The organism is Streptomyces sp. ASQP_92, assembly GCF_025399895.1.
In the GTDB taxonomy this organism is placed as follows: Bacteria; Actinomycetota; Actinomycetes; order Streptomycetales; family Streptomycetaceae; genus Streptomyces.
The window spans coordinates 242,333-265,745 of record NZ_JAODUA010000001.1; the positions used below are offsets into that span (position 1 = coordinate 242,333).

General features: G+C 70.8%; 22 protein-coding genes, 1 tRNA gene and 1 pseudogene. 9 read left to right on the forward strand and 15 right to left on the reverse strand.

Annotated elements, in window-relative coordinates; translation table 11 throughout:
• Positions 1–17: 17 nt before the first annotated feature.
• Positions 18–599, reverse strand: coding sequence for a hypothetical protein (locus N4G70_RS01125; RefSeq protein ID WP_261710448.1), 582 nt, complete (start codon positions 597–599; stop codon positions 18–20).
• Positions 600–698: 99 nt separating this feature from the next.
• Here N4G70_RS01125 and N4G70_RS01130 point away from each other — a divergent pair, with 99 nt between their 5' ends.
• The 3 genes from N4G70_RS01130 (at position 699) to N4G70_RS01140 (ending at position 5,042) form a co-directional block, all read left to right on the forward strand.
• Positions 699–1,388: a response regulator transcription factor gene (locus N4G70_RS01130; RefSeq protein ID WP_261710449.1), complete on the forward strand. Its 690-nt coding sequence runs from the start codon at positions 699–701 to the stop codon at positions 1,386–1,388.
• A complete protein-coding gene (locus N4G70_RS01135) occupies positions 1,385–2,767 on the forward strand; it encodes a HAMP domain-containing sensor histidine kinase (RefSeq protein WP_261710450.1) in 1,383 nt (460 codons plus the stop codon). The genes N4G70_RS01130 and N4G70_RS01135 overlap by 4 nt, the downstream gene beginning before the upstream one ends.
• A 754-nt stretch (positions 2,768–3,521) precedes the next feature.
• Positions 3,522–5,042 carry a cellulose binding domain-containing protein gene (locus tag N4G70_RS01140; protein WP_261710451.1) on the forward strand — a complete coding sequence of 507 codons (1,521 nt, stop codon included), beginning with the start codon at positions 3,522–3,524 and terminating at the stop codon, positions 5,040–5,042.
• Between the two features lie 67 nt (positions 5,043–5,109).
• Here the strand turns inward: N4G70_RS01140 and N4G70_RS01145 are convergent, their stop codons facing one another.
• The 6 genes from N4G70_RS01145 to N4G70_RS01170 all read right to left on the reverse strand — a co-directional run bounded on the left by N4G70_RS01145 (position 5,110) and on the right by N4G70_RS01170 (position 10,763).
• A complete protein-coding gene (locus N4G70_RS01145; protein ID WP_261710452.1) occupies positions 5,110–5,274 on the reverse strand; it encodes a hypothetical protein in 165 nt (54 codons plus the stop codon).
• Positions 5,274–6,047, reverse strand: a complete 774-nt coding sequence (locus N4G70_RS01150) for a MerR family transcriptional regulator (protein ID WP_261710453.1) — start codon at positions 6,045–6,047, stop codon at positions 5,274–5,276. Before N4G70_RS01150 ends, N4G70_RS01145 begins: the two co-directional genes overlap by 1 nt.
• Before the next feature lie 68 nt (positions 6,048–6,115).
• Positions 6,116–7,519, reverse strand: a complete 1,404-nt coding sequence (locus tag N4G70_RS01155; RefSeq protein WP_261710454.1) for a GH1 family beta-glucosidase — start codon at positions 7,517–7,519, stop codon at positions 6,116–6,118.
• A 63-nt stretch (positions 7,520–7,582) separates the two neighbouring features.
• Entirely contained in the window at positions 7,583–8,425 is an 843-nt protein-coding gene (locus N4G70_RS01160) for a carbohydrate ABC transporter permease (protein WP_261710455.1), read from the reverse strand.
• Positions 8,422–9,417 carry a carbohydrate ABC transporter permease gene (locus N4G70_RS01165; RefSeq protein WP_261711327.1) on the reverse strand — a complete coding sequence of 332 codons (996 nt, stop codon included), beginning with the start codon at positions 9,415–9,417 and terminating at the stop codon, positions 8,422–8,424. The genes N4G70_RS01160 and N4G70_RS01165 overlap by 4 nt, the downstream gene beginning before the upstream one ends.
• 2 nt (positions 9,418–9,419) lie before the next feature.
• On the reverse strand, positions 9,420–10,763 hold the full coding sequence (locus N4G70_RS01170) for an ABC transporter substrate-binding protein (protein ID WP_261710456.1): 1,344 nt from the start codon (positions 10,761–10,763) through the stop codon (positions 9,420–9,422).
• Between the two features lie 231 nt (positions 10,764–10,994).
• On the opposite strand from N4G70_RS01170, the gene N4G70_RS01175 reads away from it, so the two are divergent.
• The gene (locus N4G70_RS01175) at positions 10,995–12,026 is read left to right on the forward strand and encodes a LacI family DNA-binding transcriptional regulator (protein WP_261710457.1); all 1,032 of its coding nucleotides are present in this window, start codon (positions 10,995–10,997) and stop codon (positions 12,024–12,026) included.
• A gap of 6 nt (positions 12,027–12,032) precedes the next feature.
• Here N4G70_RS01175 and N4G70_RS01180 read toward each other — a convergent pair whose 3' ends face one another.
• Both N4G70_RS01180 and N4G70_RS01185 read right to left on the reverse strand, forming a co-directional pair.
• Positions 12,033–12,530 carry a hypothetical protein gene (locus N4G70_RS01180; protein WP_261710458.1) on the reverse strand — a complete coding sequence of 166 codons (498 nt, stop codon included), beginning with the start codon at positions 12,528–12,530 and terminating at the stop codon, positions 12,033–12,035.
• Between the two features lie 86 nt (positions 12,531–12,616).
• Positions 12,617–12,802: pseudogene (locus N4G70_RS01185) on the reverse strand (hypothetical protein); the annotation flags it as partial.
• A gap of 171 nt (positions 12,803–12,973) precedes the next feature.
• Between N4G70_RS01185 and N4G70_RS01190 the strand changes: the two are divergent.
• Together N4G70_RS01190 and N4G70_RS01195 are read left to right on the forward strand one after the other, a co-directional pair.
• On the forward strand, positions 12,974–13,729 hold the full coding sequence (locus N4G70_RS01190) for a DUF6879 family protein (RefSeq protein ID WP_261710459.1): 756 nt from the start codon (positions 12,974–12,976) through the stop codon (positions 13,727–13,729).
• A gap of 14 nt (positions 13,730–13,743) precedes the next feature.
• Entirely contained in the window at positions 13,744–14,601 is an 858-nt protein-coding gene (locus tag N4G70_RS01195; protein ID WP_261710460.1) for a helix-turn-helix transcriptional regulator, read from the forward strand.
• 86 nt (positions 14,602–14,687) lie between these two features.
• On the opposite strand, the gene N4G70_RS01200 is transcribed toward N4G70_RS01195, so the two are convergent.
• The 4 genes from N4G70_RS01200 to N4G70_RS01215 all read right to left on the reverse strand — a co-directional run bounded on the left by N4G70_RS01200 (position 14,688) and on the right by N4G70_RS01215 (position 17,465).
• Positions 14,688–14,760 (reverse strand) — tRNA-His (locus N4G70_RS01200).
• 133 nt (positions 14,761–14,893) lie between these two features.
• Positions 14,894–15,496: an oligoribonuclease gene (gene orn, locus N4G70_RS01205; protein ID WP_261710461.1), complete on the reverse strand. Its 603-nt coding sequence runs from the start codon at positions 15,494–15,496 to the stop codon at positions 14,894–14,896.
• A 10-nt stretch (positions 15,497–15,506) separates the two neighbouring features.
• Positions 15,507–16,754, reverse strand: coding sequence for a helix-turn-helix domain-containing protein (locus tag N4G70_RS01210; protein ID WP_261710462.1), 1,248 nt, complete (start codon positions 16,752–16,754; stop codon positions 15,507–15,509).
• Positions 16,755–17,141: 387 nt separating this feature from the next.
• On the reverse strand, positions 17,142–17,465 hold the full coding sequence (locus N4G70_RS01215) for a hypothetical protein (protein ID WP_261710463.1): 324 nt from the start codon (positions 17,463–17,465) through the stop codon (positions 17,142–17,144).
• Positions 17,466–17,924: 459 nt separating this feature from the next.
• Here N4G70_RS01215 and N4G70_RS01220 point away from each other — a divergent pair, with 459 nt between their 5' ends.
• On the forward strand, positions 17,925–18,446 hold the full coding sequence (locus N4G70_RS01220) for a universal stress protein (protein WP_261710464.1): 522 nt from the start codon (positions 17,925–17,927) through the stop codon (positions 18,444–18,446).
• Positions 18,447–18,657: 211 nt separating this feature from the next.
• A complete protein-coding gene (locus N4G70_RS01225) occupies positions 18,658–19,227 on the forward strand; it encodes an acetate uptake transporter (RefSeq protein ID WP_261710465.1) in 570 nt (189 codons plus the stop codon).
• A 93-nt stretch (positions 19,228–19,320) separates the two neighbouring features.
• On the opposite strand, the gene glmS is transcribed toward N4G70_RS01225, so the two are convergent.
• The gene (glmS, locus tag N4G70_RS01230) at positions 19,321–21,138 is read right to left on the reverse strand and encodes a glutamine--fructose-6-phosphate transaminase (isomerizing) (protein WP_261710466.1); all 1,818 of its coding nucleotides are present in this window, start codon (positions 21,136–21,138) and stop codon (positions 19,321–19,323) included.
• A gap of 58 nt (positions 21,139–21,196) precedes the next feature.
• Positions 21,197–21,478: a hypothetical protein gene (locus N4G70_RS01235; protein WP_261710467.1), complete on the reverse strand. Its 282-nt coding sequence runs from the start codon at positions 21,476–21,478 to the stop codon at positions 21,197–21,199.
• Between the two features lie 316 nt (positions 21,479–21,794).
• Here N4G70_RS01235 and N4G70_RS01240 point away from each other — a divergent pair, with 316 nt between their 5' ends.
• Entirely contained in the window at positions 21,795–23,387 is a 1,593-nt protein-coding gene (locus N4G70_RS01240) for a beta-N-acetylhexosaminidase (protein ID WP_261710468.1), read from the forward strand.
• The last annotated feature ends 26 nt before the right edge of the window (positions 23,388–23,413 follow it).

A 23,413-nucleotide genomic window follows, 5' to 3' on the forward strand; every position in this document is an offset into this window, starting at 1 on the left:
TCGGGCGGGCCGTCCGGTCAGGTGTTGTTGATCTCCACCATGGGCGGATGGCCGTTCCAGGTGCAGAACACCGAGACGGTCTCGCTGCCGCGCGTGAAGGTGACCCGGATCCACTGCGACTGGATCCAGCGTTCCATCCGCCAACCCGAGGCGGGCGTCGCCGAGACCAGCTGGGCCGAGCTGTCCCCGAGGTCGAAGACGACCCGCCCGCCCGCGACGTTGTACCCCTGTACCGCACCGGAATTGGCCGGGTTGCCCGCGGTGCCCGAACTGCCCGACATCGAGGCCGACTTGGTGCCGCCGGACGACCCGGGAGGCGAGGAGTGGCCGCCCGGCGGCTTGTCGCTCGCGGCGTCCTTCGAGGGTGTCGCGGAGGCGGACGCGGAGGGCGATGGGGAGGGGGTCTCCTTGGGGCGCCGGGTGGACGAGGCGTCCGGCCGCGAGCCCTGGTCGATGCGCGCGTCACCGCTGATCGGCAGGGCGCGGGGCGGGTCGTACGCCGTGCCGGCCATCACCGTGTGGACACCCCACCAGGAGAGCGTCACCGCCGCTCCGGTAGCGAGCGACCACGCCAAACCGTGTACGAGTCCTCTGTGCATCCGGGCCATACTGCACCACGCGCCCCACCCGTGTCCCACCGCCGCCGACTCCACTCCCTCGGGGGACTCCGGTCCTCCGGATGGCGTACGGTGCGGCCCATGGCAAGTGTGCTCGTGGTCGAGGACGACCAGTTTGTCCGCTCCGCCCTCATCCGCCACCTCACCGAGGCCTCCCACACGGTACGGAGCGTCGGCACGGCACTTGAGGCGCTGCGCGAAGTAGCCCATTTCCGGTTCGACGTGGTCATCCTGGACCTCGGACTGCCCGATCTGGACGGCTCGGAGGCGTTGAAGATGCTGCGCGGCATCACCGACGTACCGGTGATCATCGCGACCGCCCGGGACGACGAGAGCGAGATCGTCCGGCTGCTCAACGACGGCGCCGACGACTACCTCACCAAACCGTTCTCCGTGGAGCACCTCTCCGCGCGGATGGCCGCCGTACTGCGCCGGGCGCGCGCCACGGCCGACGCCGAACCGCCCTCGCGCGTGCTCCAGGTCGGCGGGCTCCGCGTCGACCCGCTGCGCCGCCAGGCCGAACTCGACGGAGTACGGCTCGACCTGACCCGGCGCGAGTTCGACCTGCTCGCCTTCCTCGCCGGGCGGCCCGGAGTGGTCGTGGCCCGCAGGGAGCTGCTCGCCGAGGTGTGGCAGCAGTCCTACGGCGACGACCAGACCATCGACGTCCATCTGTCCTGGCTGCGGCGGAAGTTGGGGGAGACCGCGGCCCGGCCGCGCTATCTGCACACCCTGCGCGGCGTCGGCGTGAAGCTGGAGCCGCCTCGATGAGGTGGGCGCTGGTCAAGGTGTGTCTCGCCGTCACCGTGATGGTCGTGGTCGCCTTCGCGGTCCCGCTCGGCCTCGTCATCAAGGAGATGGCCCGCGACCGGGCGTTCTCCAACGCCGAGCGGCAGGCCGCCGCGATCGGCCCCACCCTGTCCATCACCACCGGCCGCGACGCCCTGGAGCGGGCCGTCGCCTCCACCCAGTCCGGCGCCGAGGGCCGGATGGCCGTGCACGTCCCGGCGGACCCGGCCGTACCGGGCAGCGCGCCGGTGGAGATCGGACGTCAGCGGGCCGCGGACGAGGACCTCGAAACCACCCGGAAGGTCATCAAGGCCTCGATCTCCGACGTGTCGGGCGGCTCCACCCTGCTCCAGCCGACCGCGCTGAGCTCCGGCCAGATCGCGATCGTCGAGGTCTTCGTGCCGGAGGCCGAGGTCACCAACGGCGTCGCGACGGCGTGGCTGGTCCTTGCGGGGGTCGGCATCGGCCTGATCATCGGCTCCGTGGCCGTCGCCGACCGGCTGGGTGTACGCATGGTCCGCCCGGCCCAGCGGCTCGCGGGCGCGGCACAGGACCTGGGCGAGGGCAAGCTCGGGGCGCGGGTCCCCGAGGAGGGCCCCACCGAACTGCGCCAGGCGGCCACCGCGTTCAACTCCATGGCCGACCAGGTCGTCCAACTCCTCGCCAACGAGCGGGAGTTGGCGGCCGACCTCTCGCACCGGCTGCGTACGCCGCTCACCGTACTCCGCCTCAACGCGGCCTCTCTCGGCGACGGGCCCGCGGCCGACCAGACCCGGGCGGCGGTCGAGCAACTGGAGCGGGAGGTCGACACGATCATCCGCACCGCGCGCGAGGCCAAGCCCAAGACCCAGCCCGCCGGGCCGGGCGCGGGCTGTGACGCCTGCGAGGTGATCCGGGAACGGATGGAGTTCTGGTCGGCGCTCGCCGAGGACCAGGGCCGCGAGGTGCGGCTCGCCGGCGTGGACCGGCCGGTCCGCATCCCGGTGGCCCGGGCCGACCTCGTGGCCGTGCTCGACGCGCTGCTCGGCAACGTGTTCCGGCACACGCCGGAGGGGACGGCGTTCTCGGTGGACGTCCACAACGGGGAGGACGCGGTGATCGTCCTCGTCTCCGACGCGGGGCCGGGCATCTCCGACCCCCGGGCGGCGCTGGCGCGCGGCAACAGCGGGGGCCGCCCCGGGTCCACCGGGCTCGGGCTCGACATCGTGCGGCGGGTCGCGGAGTCGACGGGCGGGGACGTTCGGATCGGGCACTCGGTGCTGGGGGGCACGGAGGTCCGCCTCTGGATCGGCCTCGGCCGCGCGGCCCCCGATCGCCGGGGCCACCGCCTGCGGCGCGCCCGCCGCGGCGCCCCGGCGTAACCGCCCGCTGTTCCCCACCCCGCCCCTCCCCGACCCCCTCCGGGGGCAACGGCCCCGAACGCGGGCGCCCACGTTTCGCGCCGTTCCCCGCGCCCCCCAACCCCTCTCGATCCTGCGGACCGTGCCCGCTTTTCGCGCAGTTCCTCGCGCCCCCAACCTCTCTCGATCCTGCGGACCGTGCCCGCTTTTCGCGCAGTTCCCCGCGCCCCCAACCTCTCTCGATCCTGCGGACCGTGCCCGCTTTTCGCGCAGTTCCTCGCGCCCCCAAAACCCGCCTTCGTCCGCGGACCGTGCTCGCTTCTCGCGCAGTTCCCCGCGCCCCCAAAACCCGCCTTCGTCCGCGGGCCGTGGTCGCTTCTCGCGCAGTTCCCCGCGCCCCTTAACTACTCGGCGCCGGCCAGCGCTGGCATACCTAGCCCGTCCGGCGTTTGAGGACGAGCGCCCTTAAGGCGCGAACGGGGTCTGGGGCGGAGCCCCAGGGTCCCGGAACCAACCAACCCCGGGCCACGGGCGGGCGGGTGGGCGAACCCCCCGGGGTCTGGGGCGGAGCCCCAGGGGAGCCGGGGCCTGCCAACCCGCTGCACGGGCGGGTGGGTGGGAGAACACCCCCGGGCTTAATCACCCCCGATCGCACCCTTAAGCCCACCCTAAGATCCCCAACCCCCTCCCGGGAAGGCCAATTTGTCCGATCCCGCGCCGCTAGCGTGCACCCCGCACCCCCCGATACACCCCGTAACGCAGAGGCAGGCACGGCATGGGCACCAGGACGCACCGGCGCAGGGCGAGCGGCAAGACCAAGGCGATCGGCGCGGTGGTCGCCGCCGCGGTCGTCGGCGGCGCGGCCTTCGCGCTCACCGGCACCGCACAGGCCGCCTCGGTCGGCGCCGCGTACACCAGGACCAGCAGCTGGACCGGTGGTTACACCGGGCAGTACGTCATCACCAACGACTCCGGCAAGGCGCTCCCCGACTGGACCCTGGAGTTCGACCTCCCGGCCGGCACCACCCTCTCCTCCCTCTGGAACGGCGACCAGAGCGTCAAGGGCTCGCATGTCACCGTCAAGCCCCCGAGCTGGGCCAAGGACGGCCTCGCGCCCGGCGCCTCGATGACCGTCGGCTTCGTCACCGCCACAAGCGGGACCGCCTCAAGCGGCACCGCGGCCGACCCCACCGGCTGTCTCATCAACCAGGAGAAGTGCTCCGTCGACACCGGCGCCACCCCGAAGCCCAGCGGCCGCCCCACCGGGCAGCCCACCCCCAAGCCCTCGCAGTCGGCCAGTACGAAGCCGACCACCGGGACCGGCACCAAGCCCACCACCCAGCCGTCCAAGCCGGCCACCGCGATACCCACCCCGAGCAAGCCAGCCGGCGGCGGCACCGCGAGCGGGGCCCGGTTCGCTCCGTACGTCGACACCTCGCTCTACCCGGCGTACGACATCGTCGGCACCGCCGAGAAGACCGGCGTCAAGGAGTTCACCCTCGCCTTCATCACCTCCGGCGGCGGCTGCACCCCGCTGTGGGGCGGCGTCACCGACCTGGCGAACGACAAGGTGGCCTCGCAGGTCGGCGCGCTGCGCGCCAAGGGCGGCGACGCCCGGGTCTCCTTCGGCGGCGCCTCCGGCTCCGAGCTCGGCCTCGTCTGCAAGAGCGCCGATGAGCTCGCCACCGCGTACGGCAAGGTCATCGACGCGTACAAGCTGACCAAGGTGGACTTCGACATCGAGGGTGCCGCGCTGCCGGACACCGCCGCCAACGCCCGCCGCGCCCAGGCCATCGCCAAGCTCCAGGCCTCCCATCCCGGCCTCGACGTGTCCTTCACGCTGCCGGTGATGCCGGAGGGCCTGACCCAGCCCGGCGTGGACCTCGTCGCCGACGCCAAGAAGAACGGTGTGAAGGTGTCCGCCGTCAACATCATGGCGATGGACTACGGGCCCTCCTACAGCGGCGACATGGGCGGCTACGCCATCCAGGCAGCCACGGCGACCCAGGCTCAGATCAAGGGAGTTCTGGGGCTGAGCGACGCCGCCGCGTGGGCCGCCGTCGCCGTCACGCCGATGATCGGCGTCAATGACGTCAACGTCGAGAAGTTCACCGTGGCCGACGCCGGCGAGCTGGTCGACTTCGCCAAGTCCAAGGGGATCGGCAGGCTCTCCATGTGGTCCGCCGCGCGCGACCAGCAGTGCCCGGGCGGCGCCAAGAACTCCGCCGACCCCACCTGCTCCTCGATCACCCAGGCCCCGCTCGCCTTCACCGAGGCCTTCGGCGCCTACAAGTAGCGGTACGGGCGGGCCCGTCCACCAGCGGTACGAGCGGGCCCGTTCAGCCGGGGTACGAGCGGGCCCCTCAACCCCCGGACGCCCGCGTGAACGCCCTCGCCACCAGCGCCAGTACGCCGATCGCGATCGCCATCCCCACCACCACGTCCCACCCCAACACCCCGAACGCCGCCAGCACGCACACCAGTGGCAGCGTGAGCAGTACGAACGGCAACCACGAGTACCGGCCCATCACCTGTCTCCCTTCCGGGCCTCGTCCAGATAGTCCGCGAGGCCGTCCCACCGGCCCGGCCGCGCCGACGCGTCGCCGGACAGGGCCGCCGGGTCCTCGCGCCAGGCGGTTCGTACGCCGGTGGAGATCGTTCGGTCACCGCCGCTGAACAGCGCGCTCAGCTCGTCCATCCGGGCCGCGACCCTGCGGACGCGGGCGTCGGTGGGCGGAACGTCGGAGCGTCTCAACTCATCGGCCCGGCGGTACAGTTCGGGCCATTCGACCTCCAGGAAGTAGTGCGCCGACGGGCCGACGGCCGCGCCGTGGGTGCCCAGTGCCTGGAGCTGTTCGTCGTCGAGGTGGCGGCGCAGGGCCTGGTCGGCGCCGGGGCTCGCGGCGCCCGTGGCGCGCAGCGCGTCGATGAGCGCCGAGGTCGTCGGCCCCGCGCCCCGCGCCACCTGCTCCTCGATGCGTACGAGCCGGTCCCGCAGGTGCTCCAGCGCCGTGAGACGGGCTTCGACGCTCTCGCGGTGGTCGCGCAGGACCCGGGTGGGGTCGACCCCCGAGTCCAGGCACACCGCGATGGTGTCGAGGCCGAGCCCCAGGCTGCGCAGGGCGAGGACCTGGTACAGCCGCTCGATGTCGCTCCCGGTGTACTCGCGGTGCCCGCCGGCGGTGCGGCGGGACGGCGAGAGCAGACCGATGGTGTCCCAGTGGTGCAGGGTGCGGACGGTGAGCCCGCACGCCTGCGCCAGGGGACCCACCTTCCACGTGGATTCGTCGGATTCGCTCATGGGGTAACTGTGCAACCTCACGCCGCGTGAGGTTCAAGCCCGTCGCCCCCACTGCCGCGTCGCCCCGGTCACACCGCGGGCAGCTCGCCCGTCCGGGCCAGCTCGGCGTACCAGCGGGCGCTCGACTTCGGGGTACGGGCCAGCGTCTCGTAGTCCACGTACACCGCCCCGAATCGCTTGCCGTACCCGTACGACCACTCGAAGTTGTCCATCAGGGACCAGAGGTAGTAACCGCGCACATCGGCGCCCGCCTCCATCGCCCGGCGGACCGTCGCGAGGTGGTCGTACAGATAGCGGATGCGGTCCGGGTCGTGCACCGAGCCGTCGGGCCCCGGCTTGTCGTCGCAGGCCGCGCCGTTCTCGGTGACCAGGAGGGGCAGTCCGGGCGCCTCCTTGGTGTAGCGCAGCAGCAGGTCGTACAGGCCCGACGCGTCGATGGTCCAGCCCATCGCGGTGCGCTCGCCCGGCGGCTGGTGGAAGGCGACCGAATCGGCTCCCGGCCAGGGCGAATGGGCGCTCGCGCCATGCCCGTCGGCGCGGGGGGCGCCCGGCTCGGGCGCGGCCGCCGACACCAGGGAGGTCGTGTAGTAGTTGAGACCGAGCGCGTCCAGGGGCTGGTGGATGGCGCCCAGGTCGCCGTCCCGCACGAAGGACCAGTCGGTGAGGGACGCGGTGTCCGCGAACAGCCGAGCCGGGTACGCCCCGTGCAGCATCGGCCCGTGGAAGACGCCGTTGGCGAGGTCGTCGATCCGGCGGACCGCCTCCAGGTCGGCCGGGTCCTGTGAACGGGGCCTGATGACGGCCGAGTTGAGGCTGACCGCGATCTGGTTGCGCGCGGGCATCGCGGAGCGCAGGGCCGAAGTGGCGAGCCCGTGCGCCAGGTTGAGGTGGTGGGCGGCGCTCAGGGAGGCGGCCGGCTCGGTGCGTCCCGGCGCGTGCACCCCGGAGGCGTACCCCAGGAAGGCGCTGCACCAGGGCTCGTTGAGGGTGGTCCACCGCTCGACCCGGTCGCCGAGCGCGGCCCCGACGAGCGTGGCGTACTCCGCGAATCGCAGCGCGGTGTCGCGGGCCGGCCAGCCGCCGGCGTCCTCCAGCTCCTGCGGCAGGTCCCAGTGGTAGAGGGTGAGCGCGGGCGTGATGTCGTGGTCGAGCAGCTCGTCGACCAGACGCCGGTAGAAGTCGAGGCCGAGCTGGACGGCGGGCCCGCGCCCGGTGGGCTGCACCCGCGACCACGACACCGAGAAGCGGTACGAGGTGATGCCCAGCTCCGCCATCAGCGCGACGTCCTCGCGCATCCGGTGGTAGTGGTCCACCGCCAGGTCGCCGGTGTCGCCGTCGGCGGTCCGGCCCGGGGTGTGGCTGAAGGTGTCCCAGATCGAGGGGGTGCGGCCGTCCTCGGCCGTCGCCCCCTCGATCTGGTAGGCGGAGGTGGCGGCGCCCCAGAGGAACCCGGGCGGAAAGCGGTCGGACATACGACACTCCCAACGAGCAGAGGAATAAGGGGGGTTGACGACCTGTTCGCCTTCTGGAGCCGCTCAGCCCTTGACCGCGCCCTGCATGATGCCGCCCACGATCTGCCGTCCGAACAGGACGAACGCGAGCAGCAGCGGGAGCGTGCCGAGCAGGGCGCCGGCCATGATCACCGACTGGTCGGGGATGTAGCCGCGGCCGAGGCCGGTGAGCGCCACCTGGACGGTGGGGCTGCCGTTCTGGGTCAGCGCGATGATCGGCCAGAAGAAGTCGTTCCAGGCCATCACGAACGTCAGCATCCCGAGCACCGCCATCGCCGGCCGGGCCACCGGGAACACGATGTGCCACACCACCCGCCAGCTGCTCGCCCCGTCCACCCGGGCGGCCTCGACCAGCTCGGTGGGCAGCGCCTCCACGAGGTACTGCCGCATGAAGAACACCCCGAACGCGCTGACCAGGGTGGGCAGGATGACGGCCTGGAGCTGGTCGGTCCAGGACAGCTTGGCGACCATCATGTACAGCGGTACGACACTGAGCTGCGGCGGCACCATCATCGTGCCGATCACCAGGAGCAGCAGCAGGTTCTTGAAGCGGAAGCGCAGCTTGGCGAAGGCGAAGCCGGCCAGGGTGGAGAAGAACACCGTGCCCGCCGCGATGGACCCGGCCACGATCGTCGTGTTGAGCAGGGCCGTGCCCATGTTGGCGTCGGTCCAGGCGATCTGGAGGTTCTTGAACAGGTTCCCCCCGAACCAGAACGGCGGGGGTGTCTGCGCGAGCCGGGTGTTGGTGCGGGAGGCGGCGACCGCCGTCCAGACCAGCGGGAACAGCGATCCCGCGGTGAACACGATCAGTACCGCGTAGGTGAGGCGGCCGCCGTACAGCTGGCGGCCGGCGCGCTGGGCCCTCAACTCGTCATCCCCTTACGCAAGGTGCGGGAGACGATCCAGTTCACCGCGCCGATGAGGAGCAGGATCAGGAACATCGCCCACGCGATCGCCGAGGCCCGGCCCAGGTGCAGATTCACCCAGCCCTGTTCGTACAGGTAGAGGCCGAGCGTCTGGAACTGGTGGTCCGAGCCGCCGGTGGCGCCCGCGGCGCCGTTGAACAGGAGCGGCTCACCGAACAGCTGGGTCGCGCCGATGGTGGAGACGACCGTGGTGAACAGGATCGTCGGCCGCAGCGCGGGGATCGTCACATGGCGGAACTGCTGCCAGCGCGAGGCGCCGTCCAGGGCGGCCGACTCGTACAGATCGACGGGCACCGCCTGCATCGCGGCGAGATAGATCAGCGCGTTGTAGCCGGTCCACCGCCAGATGACGATGGTGGAGACCGCGAGCTGGGAGGTCCAGCTCCCGTTCTGCCAGTCCACGGGGTCGAACCCGACGAGCCCGAGCGCCCAGTTGATCATTCCGTAGTCGCGCCCGAAGAGCAGCACGAACACCAGGGTCGCCGCCGCCACGCTGGTGGCGTACGGGGTGAGCACGGCGACCCGGAAGAACATCGAGGCGCGCAGCTTGTAGTTGAGCAGGTGCGCGATGCCGAGCGCGACGAGCAGCTGGGGCACCGTGGACAGCACCCCGATGGTGAAGGTGTTGCGCAGCGCGTTCCAGAAGAAGTCGTCCGAAAGCAGCCGCGAGAAGTTCCGCAGACCCACCCACGTCATGTCGTCGGGCGCGGTCAGCTCGACCTGGTGCAGCGAGGCCCAGCCGGTGTAGAGCAGCGGGAAGAGGCCGAAGGCCGCGAAGAACACGAAGAACGGGGCGATCAGCGCGTACGGGCTCCAGCGCATGTCCCGCCGGTAGCGGCGGCTGCGGCGCTCCTCGGCGCGGGCCCGGGCGGGGGCCGTGCCCTCCTGCCCGGAACCGGGGGAGGGCACGGCGGTCGTGGCGTCGCTCGCCATCGTCACTGGTCCAGCGCGTTGTCGATCGCCTTCACCGCGGCCTCCCAGCCCTGCTGCGGCGACGTGCCCTTCTGGTCGACCTGGAGCATGCCGACGTCGGAGAGGTTCTGCTGGATGATCTGGTCCTTCGGGCCGAGGGTCTGCACCGGGGTTCCCTCGGCGGCCTTCGCGAAGATCTGGCCGATGGGGGCGCCGCCGAAGTAGGCGTGCTTGGCGTTGGCCACCGCGGGCAGCCCATAGGCGGCCTTGGCGCTCGGGAAGCTGCCGCGCTTCTCGAACAGGGTGGCCTGCTGGGCGGGCGCGGTCAGCCAGGCGGCCAGCTTGGCGGCCTCGGCCTTGTGCTTGCCGGCCGAGGGGACGGTCAGGAAGGAGCCGCCCCAGTTCGAGGGCTTGGGGGCGGCGGCCACGTCCCACTGGTCCTTGCCGGAGGCGCCCGCCTTGTCCTGGATATAGCCGAGCATCCAGGCCGGGCAGGACACGGTGGCGAAGGAGGCGTTGGCGAAGCCCTGGTCCCATGTGGGCTGGAACTGCTGGAGTTTGGCGGTGAGCGCGCCGGTCGCGAACGCGGCGGCGGTGTCCCAGGCCTGCTTCACGGACGGATTGGTCTTGTAGACGACCTTGCCGTCACCGTCGTAGTACCGCGTGGCACTGGACCCGGTGATCGAGTTCAGCACCCCCGAGGCCGAGTCGACGAAAGCGGCGCCGGACGGCACCTTCGCCTTGTACTGGCGCCCGGCCTCCAGGTACTTGTTCCAGTCGCCCGCCCACAGCTTGCCCACGGCCTCGCGGTCGGTGGGCAGACCGGCCTTGGCGAACAGGTCCTTGCGGTAGCAGATGCCGGTGGGCCCGGTGTCGGTGCCGAGGGCCACCGTCTTGCCGTCCTTGGCGGTGGCCTCGGCCCACTTCCACGGCAGGAAGTCGTCCTTGTTCACCCCGGAGGTCTTGGACAGGTCCTCCAGCTTGCCGCTCTGGGTCGCGGTGACCTCGGCGATGTTGCTGACCTCGACGGCCTGGATGTCGGCGAGCCCGCTGCCGGAGCCGAGGTGGGTCAGGAGCTGGGGGTAGTAGTTCTCGTTCCGCTCTATCGAGGTCTGCTTGATCTCGATGTCGGGGTGGAGCTTCATGTACGCGTCGTAGAGCCCGGCCTCCTTCAGGCCGAAGGCGCCGAAGACGCCGACGGTGAGCGTGGTCTTCGCACCGCCCCCGCCTCCGCCGCCACCCGCCGGTGAGCCGTCCGCCGACGGGGACTTGCCGTCGTCGGCGCATCCGGCGAGCAGCCCGGTGCCGAGCGCGGCCACCGCGACGAAAGCCGCCAGCCGTCTGGACATACGTGTACGCGTGCGCATGTGCTTCCTCCAACTGTCGTCCGGGCCAGGCGAGTTGACGCGAGGCGCGGGCGGAAGGGATGCGAAAGGTGTAGGGACCTACTACTGTGGGAGCGCTCCCAGCCGTGATGTGTTGAAGGGTCGCGGCTCCCTGTTGGACTGTCAAGGGACCGCGCAATGACTGGGGATGACGCTCCCGGTCCGGCGGGGGCTGTTATTTTCACCGGAGTTGCGCGAGTTGGGGAGGCAGACGTGACAGCAGCTCGCACGGTCAGGGGTCGCAGCGCGGGGCGACCCACCCTCGAAGAAGTGGCGGCCAGGGCCGGAGTGGGCCGGGGCACGGTGTCCCGGGTCATCAACGGCTCACCCCGGGTCAGCGAGGAGACCCGCGCCGCCGTCGAGGCCGCCGTCGCCGAACTCGGCTACGTACCCAACCGCGCGGCCCGGGCGCTCGCCGCCAACCGGACCGACGCGATCGCCCTGGTCGTCCCCGAGCCCGAGGCCCGCTTCTTCGCGGAGCCGTACTTCTCCGACATCGTGCGCGGGGTCGGCGCGGCGCTCGCCGACACCGAGATGCAGCTCCTGCTCACCCTGGTGGGCGGCGACCGCGAACGGCGCAGACTGGCCCAGTACTTGGCCTCCAACCGGGTGGACGGCGTCCTGCTGGTCTCCGTCCACGCCGACGATCCGCTCCCCGACCTCCTGGAACAGCTCGGCATCCCCGTCGTCATCAGCGGCCGGCGCTCCGAGGACGAACCGCTCGCCTCGGTCGACTCCGACAACTTCGAGGGCGCCCGCGCCGCCGTCGCCCATCTGCTGGCGCGCGGCCGGCGCGGCATAGCGACGATCACCGGCCCCCTCGACGTGTACGGCGCCCGCCGCCGCCTGGACGGCTACCGGGCGGCCCTCGCGGAGGCGGGCCTGCCCGCGCTGACCGCCCACGGGGACTTCACCGAGGAGGGCGGCCGCCGCGCGATGACCGAACTCCTGGAGCGCGCCCCCGACCTCGACGCGGTCTTCGCCGCGTCCGACGTGATGGCCTCGGGCGCCCGCCAGGTCCTGCGCGACCACGGCCGCCGCATCCCCGAGGACACCGCCCTGATCGGCTTCGACGACTCGTCCATAGCCCGCCACATGGACCCGCCGCTGACCAGCGTGCGCCAGCCGATCGAGGAGATGGGCCGTGCGATGGCGACCCTGCTCCTCACCGAGATATCCACCCCCGAACCCACCCGCCCCCGCCTGGTGCTGCCCACGCAGCTGGTGGTGCGGGAGTCTTCGTAGGGCGCTTCACGACACGCCCCCCTCGTCGAGCGCCGCCGAGCCGGCCTCGATGAGCCCGAGGACCCGGTCCGGATCACAGAGCGCGCCGGGCGTCTCCATGGGGACGGCCCAGTAGCCGCCGTGACGCTCGTCCGGCCGGCGCCACTCGATGTGCGGTACGCCCAGGTAGGTGCCGAGGCCCAAGTACGTGGCGTACGGGCCGAGGCTCTGGACGGGCGGCGACGACGGCACCAGCACATAGAACCGTCGCCCGCGCGGGTCGTGGATGACGGGGCCGTGCAGGGCGTCGCGCAGGAGGTTGTTCACGGTGGTGGTGTCTGTGCCTCGGGCAGTGGCGCACACCAGCTCCTCGGCAACGCGCAGGGCCGAGAAGCGGCGCCCCAGTGCCAGGAGGGCGATGCCGCAGGCGGCCCACTCCTGGTGGGCGTTGCGGGGCCTGTTGAGACTCCCGGCCAGCCACGCGGCAACGGCCTCTCGCCGCACCGCTTCGGGCACGATGCTCACCACCGCTCCTGTCCGGGTGAGGCGGTGCGCGCCGACCCTGGCTCCAGAGCCATGTCGGCCTCGAGGGGTGTGTCGTGCGCCTGGCTGAGGAGGACCGCGAGGCGCAACGCGACGTCGGGGCGCACACGCCCGAGGTTGACCAGACCCAGTGACGATCCGTCGTCGATCCCGAGCGAGGGGAGGACGAGCCCGGTGCGGGCCAGGGCGGCCTTCAGCGCTTCGACTGCCGTGCGAGGGCCGGCGTCCCGCTCGGCCGAATGGTTCGTACCCATGCACCGAAGGTAGGGCGGGGGAGTGCCTCGACTCCGGCCGAGTTGCTCGAAGTTTCTTGACCGCCGGGCGGAGTTGCGCGAAGTTATGCATGCGGGCCAAGTCAGTTGCGCGGAAAGGGAGTTGGGCTGCGCGATGCTTGCGGGATCGGTCCCCGACGAAAGGAACTGATCATGGCGCGACGGCTGCGCTTCAACGGCACCGGCAGTGGTGGCGGCTCCTGTCCCGCCGTGCACGAGGACCTGGACACCGGTGAGGTCATCGTGCACGGCCCCCGGCTCACCGACCCCGACGACCTTGCCCAGCTCCAGCACCTGGACGAGGACGAGATCCCGATCGTGGTGCCGCGCAACACGCTGATGGACTTCGGCCCCAAGGCCCGGGACCCCGAGCCGCGCGTCCTCGACCCGGACACGTTTGCCCGGATGTTCGAGAACTTCCGGCACAGCGCCTGGCATCTGGAGATGCGCAAGGGCTATGCGGTGGACCGGGCCTGTGACACCTACGCCCAATTCGTCCGGGGCGAGGCCCTGAGCTGGGACGTGGACTCACCCTGGGCTCGTACCATCGGCGCCAAGACGCGGGACGGCGCGTACGTGGGGCGTGTCCGCATCGTCGACGACCCGCCGACCGAGGGCCAGAGGTTCCTGCTGGCGTACGCGGAGCACAACGCCGCGCTCGGCGAGGAAGTCCGGAACATGTGGCGCGCCGACGCCGAGCGTGCCAACCTCCCCGACGAGGACTTCTGGATCTTCGACTCCCACATCGTCGCGCTGTGCCTGTTCGATGACGACGACAACCTCACGGGAGTCGAGCTGATCACCGAACCGGCACGCGTCAACCAGTACAACCGGCTGCGTGACGTGGCACAGCATTACGCCGTCCCGAACGAGCGATTCGTGGCTGAGCTGGCTGCGAAGGAGGGGTAAGCAGGTGAGTACCGGTGAGCACGGACTATCAGAAGGCACGTGAGGAGCTCGGGCTCAGGCTCCGGGAACTGCGCCTCACGGCGCCCGAAGGCCGGCTCACCGGTACGCGGCTCGCTGAACGGCTCGGATCGGGATGGACCAAGGCCAAGATCAGCAAGCTGGAGAACGGCAAGCAGACGGCGACCGCCGAAGACCTGCGGGCGTGGGCGGCCGGAACGGGTCAGCCCGGCGCCGGTGACGAACTGATCGCCCGGCTGCGGGGCTTCGAGTCCCACATCCGGTCGTGGCGTCGCCAACTGGCCGCAGGACACAGGCCGGTGCAGGACGCCGTCACCGTGGAGCACGACCGCACCCACACCTTGACCATCTGGGAGAACGTTCTGGTCCCCGGCATGGTGCAGATCCCCGAATACGCTCGCCACACCTTCAACCGGCACGCCGACCTGATGCGATCACCGCGCGACACCGAGGACGCCGTGCGCGCCCGGATCCAGCGGCAGGAAGGGCTGTACCGGCCGGGTCGCGTCTACCGGATCATGATGTGGGAAGGCGCGTTGCGGTCCCTGGTCTGCCCACCGTCCGTGCTCGCCGCCCAACTGCACCACCTCGCCGGTGTCATCGGCCTGGACACCGTGGAACTCGGCATCGTCCCCTTCGCGGCGCCGCTGAAGATCTGGCCGGGCAACAGCTTCTGGGTCTACGACGAGCGCCTCGTGGTGGTGGAGGACTGGCACGCCGAGCTGTGGATCGATGACGCCGACAGCGTCGCCACCTACCTCCGCGTGTGGCGAACGCTGCGCGAGTCCGCGGTCCACGGGACCGAGGCGCACCGGCTGATCGCCCGCGCCCAGAGCGCGCTGAACCAACCCTGACCGCGTATGCGCACACCGACCGGGCGACGCCGACGGAACGCGAAGAGGGCCCGCTCCGTTTCCCGGAGCGGGCCCTCATCCTTCAGGGTGAGTAACGGGACTCGAACCCGCGACATCCTGGACCACAACCAGGTGCTCTACCATCTGAGCTATACCCACCATGCACGACCGGACTGTTGTGGTCTTGGGAAGTCCCTGGGGGCTTCCCTACCGGCCGAGAAAAAGTGTACATGGTCCGGGAGGGTGCTCGCGCACACGTTTCGAGGCGCCCTCCCGAACCCCCTGTGGAGGGCTACTCCGCAGGCAGGACGTACTTGGCCGCGATGGCCTTCGCCGTGTCCGAGTCCGGGCCCGGCTGCGGCACGAAGACCGCCTCCCGGTAGTAGCGGAGCTCCGCGATGGATTCGCGGATGTCCGCAAGCGCCCGGTGGTTGCCGTTCTTGTCGGGGCTGTTGAAGTACGCCCGCGGATACCAGCGGCGGGCGAGCTCCTTCACGGAGGAGACGTCCACGATCCGGTAGTGGAGGTGGGACTCCAGGCTCGGCATGTCCCGCAGCAGGAAGCCCCGGTCGGTACCGACCGAGTTTCCGCACAGCGGCGCCTTGCCCGGCTCCTTGACGTGCTCCCGTACATACGCGAGGACCTGCTCCTCGGCGTCGGCCAGCGTGGTGCCGCCGGCCAGTTCGTCGAGGAGCCCGGAGGCGGTGTGCATGGCGCGCACCACCTCCGGCATGGTCTCCAGCGCGGCGTCGGGGGGACGGATCACGATGTCCACCCCTTCGCCGAGTACGTTCAGCTCCGAGTCGGTGACCAGTGCGGCCACCTCGATGAGTGCGTCGTCCGCCAGCGAGAGCCCGGTCATCTCGCAGTCGATCCACACCATGCGGTCGTTCATGTGCCTCACCCTACGGGGCGCTCCGCTGGCCGGGCAGACTCGGACGGCCACCGGCGTACCCGGCGGCGTACAGATCGGAGCTCGGCTTGCCGGAGTCGGCGGTGTGCGAGGTCGCGGAGGGCCCCACGACCGCACTGGCCGCCGCCGTCCGCCTGACCTGGGGAAGCGCCGCGGACGGGACGGTTTCCGGCACCGGAGCCGGCATCGGCACCGCGACGGGACCCGCACTGGGTTCCGGCTGCGGACGACGGGCCCGGTAGGCCGCGCGATAGGACGCCGGGGACGAGCCGAGCTGGCGGCGGAAGTGCCCGCGCAGCGCGACCGGGGAGCGGAAGCCGCAGCGGCCCGCCACCTCGTCCACGGAGTAGTCGGACGTCTCCAGCAGGCGCTGGGCCTGGAGGACCCGCTGAGTGATCAGCCACTGGAGGGGGGCCGATCCGGTCAGCGAGCGGAAACGACGGTCGAAGGTGCGGCGGCTCATGTACGCCCGCGCGGCCAGGGTCTCCACGTCGAACTGCTCGTGGAGGTGCTCCAGCGCCCAGGCGACGACCTCGGCCAGCGGGTCGGAGCCGATCTCCTCAGGTAAAGACCTGTCGAGATAGCGCTCCTGCCCACCGCTGCGACGGGGTGGCACGACCAGTCGGCGGGCCAGCGCGCCGGCCGCCTCGCTGCCGTGGTCCGTCCGCACGATGTGGAGACAGAGATCGATTCCGGCCGCGGTTCCGGCCGACGTGAGGACGTCTCCGTCGTCGACGAAGAGCTCCCTCGGATCCACGTGCACCGATGGATAGCGTTTGGCCAGTGTCGGCGCGTACATCCAGTGCGTCGTCGCCGGGCGGCCGTCGAGCAGACCGGCCGCGGCGAGCACGAACGCGCCGGTGCACAGCCCGACGATCCTTGCCCCTTCCTCGTGTGCGCGGCGCAGCGCGTCGAGCGCGGCCGCGGGGGGCGGGGAGGTGATGGAACGCCACGCGGGCACCACCACCGTTCCCGCCCTGCTGATGGCTTCCAGACCGTAGGGCGCGGTGAGTTCGAGTCCCCCTGTGGTCCGCAGGGGTCCTTCCTCACCGGCACACACCAGCAGTCTGTATCGCGGAACTCCCGCGTCCTGTCGGTCGATTCCGAACACGGAGAGCGGAATGGAACTTTCAAAGATGGGGCCGCCGCTGAACAGCAGTACGGCGACAACTTCCCGGCGTCGGCGGCCGGCCAGCTTCCTTGCGGTCTCCGGTGATGCGGCAGCGGAGTCCTGGCTCATGGCGCTAAGCCCCCCTCGGTGTTCGCGGCTCCCCGTTCTTGTCGGGCCTGTCGCTCCTGCACTTTTCCCCTCGGTTTTGCACGAGTCCCCAGCCTTCGATACGCATGATCGAATCTACTGCGTCCCGTGGCGCCGGCGTGACAAGTCCGGCACCCAGCGCTATGTCGACAAGGCAACTTGGCGCGAAGCTTTCGATCACAAAGCGTTTCACTCGTGGGCCCCGTAGGGGAAGTGCGCCTCATGGGGATGGCCCGTACCCGTATGGTGCCAGAGGCCGCAATGGGCCTTTCCTCCCTGGTGACAAGGGGGTTGGCAGGCCATTTGGCCGCTGAATCCGCCACCGGGGGAACTTGGCCGAAAACGTATGGGTCCAGGTGTGCGGCCAGTTCACCCCTGGGGTGTACAGCCTCCCCCGTGCCGCCCGCTGTGATGCGCGCTCAAGGCTCCTCGGCCATGGCGGCCGGGTGTCGTGGGCGTCCGCCGGGCCCGCTCCTCGGCCGCCGCCCGCTCGGACTGGCGCAGCAGCAGCCGGCACACCGTCGTCACCGCCATGAGCCCCAGGGCGGAGCCGGTCGCCCCCGCGAACGAGGACCCGTAGACGACGAGCACCACGGGCACCAGCACACAGCTGAAGGCCGCCCAGCGCACGAGGTCGTCCGCCGGATCGGCCGCGGGCCGGGCGGCGGCGGACCGGAGTGGTTCGGTGTTCACGGACCGGGCGGTACGTACGGATTCGGCCGCGGGCGCGGGCCCGGGGGGTCGGCGGCGGGCGCCGGACGGCGTGGCCGGGGTGGACGGACGGGCGACCGGGGGAGGGGGCACGAGGAGGTGCTTCCTGATCGGGGTCGGAGTGATCGCCTGGCTAACGCGGAGGCACCCGCTCCGGTCACTGGAAGATCATCGGCGGGGTGCGGCGGCGGTTCGGCGGGGGACCGCTGTAGAGGGCACCGGGCATTGCCATCCGGGGCGGCCTCGTGCATGCTCCGGGGAACGCCGAGTAGGTTCGGCGGGCTCTGGGCAGGAGAGGAGTGTCGCCGTACCCTTGGGGGTATGGGGTTGGGAAGATGATTCCCGGACACAGCTCCCCCGGGCACCGCTCCGTCGTCGACTCGTTGTTGCTCACCAGTCCCCGCTGTCCCTCGACTGAGGATCTCTTTCGCCGAGACACCCATGGCCGGTCACGAATTCTCCGAACCCGCGGACCGCAAGCAGGTAGCCGACCCCACGTCGGACCTCCAGGCGGCGACAGAACCACGTCACTCCTGCGACCCCGCCTTCCGTCATGGCGTCGTGGTGGGCTTCGACGGCTCGATGTCCAGTGAGCGGGCCCTCGCGTACGCCATCGGCATGGCCAAGCGCTCCGGCTCGGGGCTGATCATCGTCCATGTGGCCAACCGGCTCCCCACCACGGTGTGGGCGGGCTGCGAGCCACCCGTCTTCGTGGACGTGCCGGACCACCGCACCGAGGTCCTCGGACTCGAACTCGCCTGCGCCGACTATCTCGCCGAGGTCCCCTGGATCCTGGTGGAGCGCGGCGGCGACATCTGCCACGAGCTGGAAGAGGTCGGGCGCGAGTACGCGGCGGACGCGATCGTCGTCGGCTCCACGCACGGTCTCGTCGGGCGGATCTTCGGCTCGGTCGCCGGACGGCTCGCGCGCCGCGCGCAGCGGCCCGTCGTCGTCATCCCGTAGCCCTCGTCCGGGATCGGGCCCCGGCCCTCCGTCGTCATCCCGTGATCGGGCGTTGTCCCAGTTGAGACCGGGATGGATGTTTGGCTGATGCGCCGTCAACTTCCTTGCCCACGTGGGGAATCTACTGTCGCGTAGGGGTGGAATGTGCCCTTGTGAAGGGTAGATAAGTGTCGCTGGGAAGCAGCACAACGGCACATGAAGGGAGCCCGCCGTGGACAACGAAGTTCCCGCGGGAAGCACCACCTCCACGCTCGGCCATCTCGCACTCGGACTCACTCTGCTGGCCTTCGGCCTCGGCAACACCCGCGTGATCGACGGCGTGACGGTGGCCGACTCGGTCTCGATCGCCACCTACATCGGCGGCATCGGCCTGTTCGTCCTCGGCGTCCTCGCCTTCCGCGACCAGGACGCGTTCACCGGCACCGCCTTCGCCGGCCTCGGCGCCTTCTGGTTCACCTGGGCCGCGGGCGCGGACACCAAGTTCTCGTCCAACGCCGCCGGCCTCTTCCTGGTCCTGTTCGCGCTTCTCGCGCTCAGCCTGGCCGCCGGCGCGGCGGGCACCGGGCTGCTGCGGCAGGGCACCTACGGGCTGCTCTTCCTCGCCCTGGTGCTGCTGGCCATCGGCCAGTTCGCCGGCGGTTCCTCGCTCGCCAAGGTGGCCGGCTGGGTCGCCGTGGTCGCGGGCGCCGTGGCCTGGTACGGGGCGACGGCCTCGCTCGCCAAGTGGCCGACCGCCCTGCCCCGACGGGCCGCCGGCCGGGGGGTGACGGCCACCGGCTGACCGGCCGCGCGAGGCCGGTGCCCGCGCGGCACCGGCACGCACAAGGGCGACCCCCGCCGATGAGCAGGGGTCGCCCTTTTCTGTGCGTGAGGACTACTCGACCGTGACCGACTTGGCCAGGTTGCGCGGCTTGTCGATGTCGCGGCCCATCGCCAACGCCGTGTGGTACGCGAAGAGTTGGAGCGGGATGCCCATGAGGATCGGGTCCAGCTCGTCCTCGTTCTTCGGCACGACGATGGTGTGGTCGGCCTTCTCCTGGTTCTGGTGGGCGACCGCGAGGATGCGGCCGCTGCGGGCCTTGATCTCCTCAAGGGCGGCGCGGTTCTTCTCCAGGAGGTCGTCGTCAGGGACGATGGCGACCGTCGGCAGCGCGGGCTCGATCAGCGCGAGCGGGCCGTGCTTCAGCTCGGAGGCGGGGTAGGCCTCGGCGTGGATGTAGGAGATCTCCTTGAGCTTCAGGGAGGCCTCCAGGGCGACCGGGTAGCCGCGCACGCGCCCGATGAACATCATCGACTGCGCGCCCGCGTACTCCTGGGCCAGCTTCTCGATCTCCGGCTCCATGGCCAGGATCTCCTCGATCTGGCCGGGCAGCTTGCGCAGGCCCTCGATGATCCGCTTGCCGTCGGCCACCGACAGGTCGCGGATCCGGCCGAGGTGCAGGGCGAGCAGCGCGAAGGCGACGACCGTGTTGGTGAAGCACTTGGTCGAGACGACGCAGACCTCGGGACCGGCGTGCACATAGGTGCCGCCGTCCGCCTCGCGGGCGATCGCCGAGCCGACCACGTTCACGACGCCGAGGACCCGGGCGCCCTTGCGCTTGAGCTCCTGCACGGCCGCAAGGACGTCGTAGGTCTCGCCCGACTGGGAGACCGCGATGTACAGGGTGTCGGGGTCCACGACCGGGTTGCGGTAGCGGAACTCGGAGGCCGGCTCGGCGTCCGCGGGGATGCGGGCCAGCTCCTCGATGAGACCGGCGCCGATCATGCCGGCGTGGTACGAGGTGCCGCAGCCGAGGATCTTGATGCGGCGCACACCGCGGGCCTCGCGGGCGTCCAGGTTCAGGCCACCGAGGTGAACGGTCGAGAACCGGTCGTCGATGCGGCCGCGCAGGACGCGGTCGACGGCCTCGGCCTGCTCGCTCATCTCCTTGTGCATGTACGTGTCGTGGCCGCCCATGTCGAAGGAGGCGGCCTCCCACTCGACGGTCTCGGGGGTGGTGTTGGTGAGCGTGCCCGAGGTCGTGTACGTGCGGAAGTCGTCGGCCTTCAGGGTCGCCATCTCGCCGTCGTTGAGGGTGACGACCTGGCGGGTGTGGGCGATCAGCGCGGCGACGTCGGAGGCGACCAGCATCTCCTTCTCGCCGATGCCGAGGATGACCGGGGAGCCGTTGCGGGCCACCACGATGCGGTCGGCGAAGTCGGCGTGCATCACGGCGATGCCGTAGGTGCCCTCGATGACCTTGAGCGCCTCGCGGACCTTCTCCTCCAGGGAGTCGGCGGCGGAGCGGGCGATGAGGTGGGTGATGACCTCGGTGTCGGTGTCGGAGGCGAAGACGACGCCCTCGGCCTCCAGCTTGACGCGCAGTTCGGCCGCGTTGTCGACGATGCCGTTGTGGACGACGGCGACCTTGTTCTCGGGGTCGAGGTGCGGGTGCGAGTTCACGTCGGACGGGGCGCCGTGGGTGGCCCAGCGGGTGTGGGCGATGCCCGTGGTGCCGGCGAAGCGCTTGGGGACGCGGGCCTCCAGGTCGCGGACGCGGCCCTTGGCCTTGACCATCTTCAGGGCCCCGGACTTGGGGGTGTTGACGACCATGCCCGCGGAGTCGTAACCCCGGTACTCCAGCCGCGCCAGGCCTTCCAGCAGCAGCGGAGCGACATCACGCTTACCGATATAACCGACGATTCCGCACATAGAGTCTCTGCCCCTCCATCGACGTACAAGTTCAAGTCCAGATGTGCCCGGCCGCGCCTCAGCCGTAGACGATGCGGCGCAGCTGCCGGAGCGAGAGCTCCGGTGGCGCCACGGCGCGGTGCGGCAGTTCGGCCGCGATCCGCTCGAAGATTTCCGCGTTCACGGCCCCACCGGACTGCAGTTCACGGTGGCGCCGACGGACGAATTCCTCGTGCGTCTCGTCGAAATACGCCAGCACCTCGAGCACCACCCGGGCCGCCTCACCGCGCTGGAGCGCGGTGCTGCGCACCAGATGATCTACGAGGTCGTCGTGGGACGACGGGTTGCGGCGTTCGAGCACCCGTCGATATTGCGGGCTATTGGCACCGTACGCAAGAATCCTGCCCGATTCCGGGCAGGATTTGCATGATCACGCATCTGGTCTGGACCAGGTGGAGTCGCACACGGCTCTCGGACGCGCGCCTCCCGGAGGCGTCCTTCCGGATGATTTCCGTCCCGGCGCGGTTGGCGCCCCGCGCCCGGGGGCCATGATCGAGCTACCGAAGTCCCTGCCGCACCGGTCGCCGTCTTGACCCCGGCCGGGTCCGCGGGTCCCATGGAAAGTGTTCGGTTGCTCAGCCCCCACAGTTGCGCGACCCCTTGGAAGGGAACCGCTTGTGAGACAGAGACAGCGCAGGACATTCGCCCGGCTCCTCGGCTCCCTGGTTCTGGTGGCGGGCGCCGGGCTCGCCAGTGTCGGAGCGTCCGCGGCCCCCGCCGCCGCGGGCTCCCCCCGTCCGCTGGGCCAGATCGTGCCGGCCCCCGCCTCCGTCTCCGCGGGCGGCACCGCGTACACGATCGCCCCCGCCACCCCGATCAGGGTGACCGGCGGCTCGGCCGAGGCCCAGCGGATCGGCGACTATCTGGCGGGCGTGCTGCGCCCCTCCACCGGGTACGCCCTGCCGGTCACCGCCACCGCGGGCGACGACGGCATCAGACTGCTGCTCGGCGCCGACGACGACGCACTCGGGGACGAGGGCTACCGGCTCACCTCGCGCGGCGGCTCGCTCACCATCGCCGCCAACGAGCCGGCCGGTCTCTTCCACGGCGTCCAGACCCTGCGCCAGCTGCTGCCCGCGAACGTCGAGAAGCGGACGAAGCAGAGCGGTCCGTGGAAGGTCGCGGGCGGCACCATCACCGACTCCCCGCGCTATGCCTACCGCGGCGCGATGATCGACGTCTCCCGGCACTTCTTCTCGGTCGACCAGGTCAAGCGCTACATCGACCAGCTGGCCCTCTACAAGATCAACGAGCTGCATCTGCACCTCAGCGACGACCAGGGCTGGCGGATCGCCGTCGACTCCTGGCCCCGGCTCGCCACCTACGGGGGCCAGACCCAGGTCGGCGGCGGCAGGGGCGGCTACTACACCAAGGGCGACTACAAGGCGATCCTCGCTTACGCCTCCTCCCGCTATATGGAGGTCGTGCCCGAGATCGACACCCCGGGACACATCAACGCGGCCCTCGCCTCCTACGCCGAGCTGAACTGCAACGGCGTCGCGCCCCCGCTCTACACCGGCACCAAGGTCGGCTTCAGCTCGCTGTGCGTCCCCAAGGACGTGACGTACAGGTTCTTCGACGACGTGGTGCGCGAGATCGCCGCGCTCACCCCCGGCCGCTATGTCCACATCGGCGGTGACGAGGCGGAGTCCACCTCGAAGGAGGACTACGAGACCTTCATGGACCGGGCCCAGCCGGTCGTCGGCAAGTACGGCAAGGCCGTGATGGCCTGGCACCAGATCGTCGAGGCGGACCCGGTGGAGGGGGCCGTCGCCCAGTACTGGGGCACGCTCGGCAACGAGGCGGAGGTCGCGGCCGCGGCGCGGGCCGGCACCCGCCTGGTGATGTCTCCCGCCAACCGCGCCTACCTCGACATGAAGTACGACGCGAAGTCCCCGCTCGGCACCAACTGGGCCGGATACGTCGAGGTCGACAAGTCCTACCAGTGGGACCCGGACACCTTCGTCAAGGGCGTGCCCGCCGAGGCGGTGCTCGGCGTGGAGGCGCCGATCTGGTCGGAGACGCTCTCCACCAGCGCGCAGATCGAGTACATGGCGTTCCCGAGGCTCCAGGGGATCGCCGAGATCGGCTGGTCGCCGGCGTCCACGCACGACTGGGCGTCCTACAAGGTGCGCCTGGCCCAGCAGGGTCCGAGGATGGCGGCGCTCGGCATGAACTACTACCGCTCGCCGCTGGTGCCCTGGGTCTGATCCTTCGCACGCCACGGGCCGGGGCC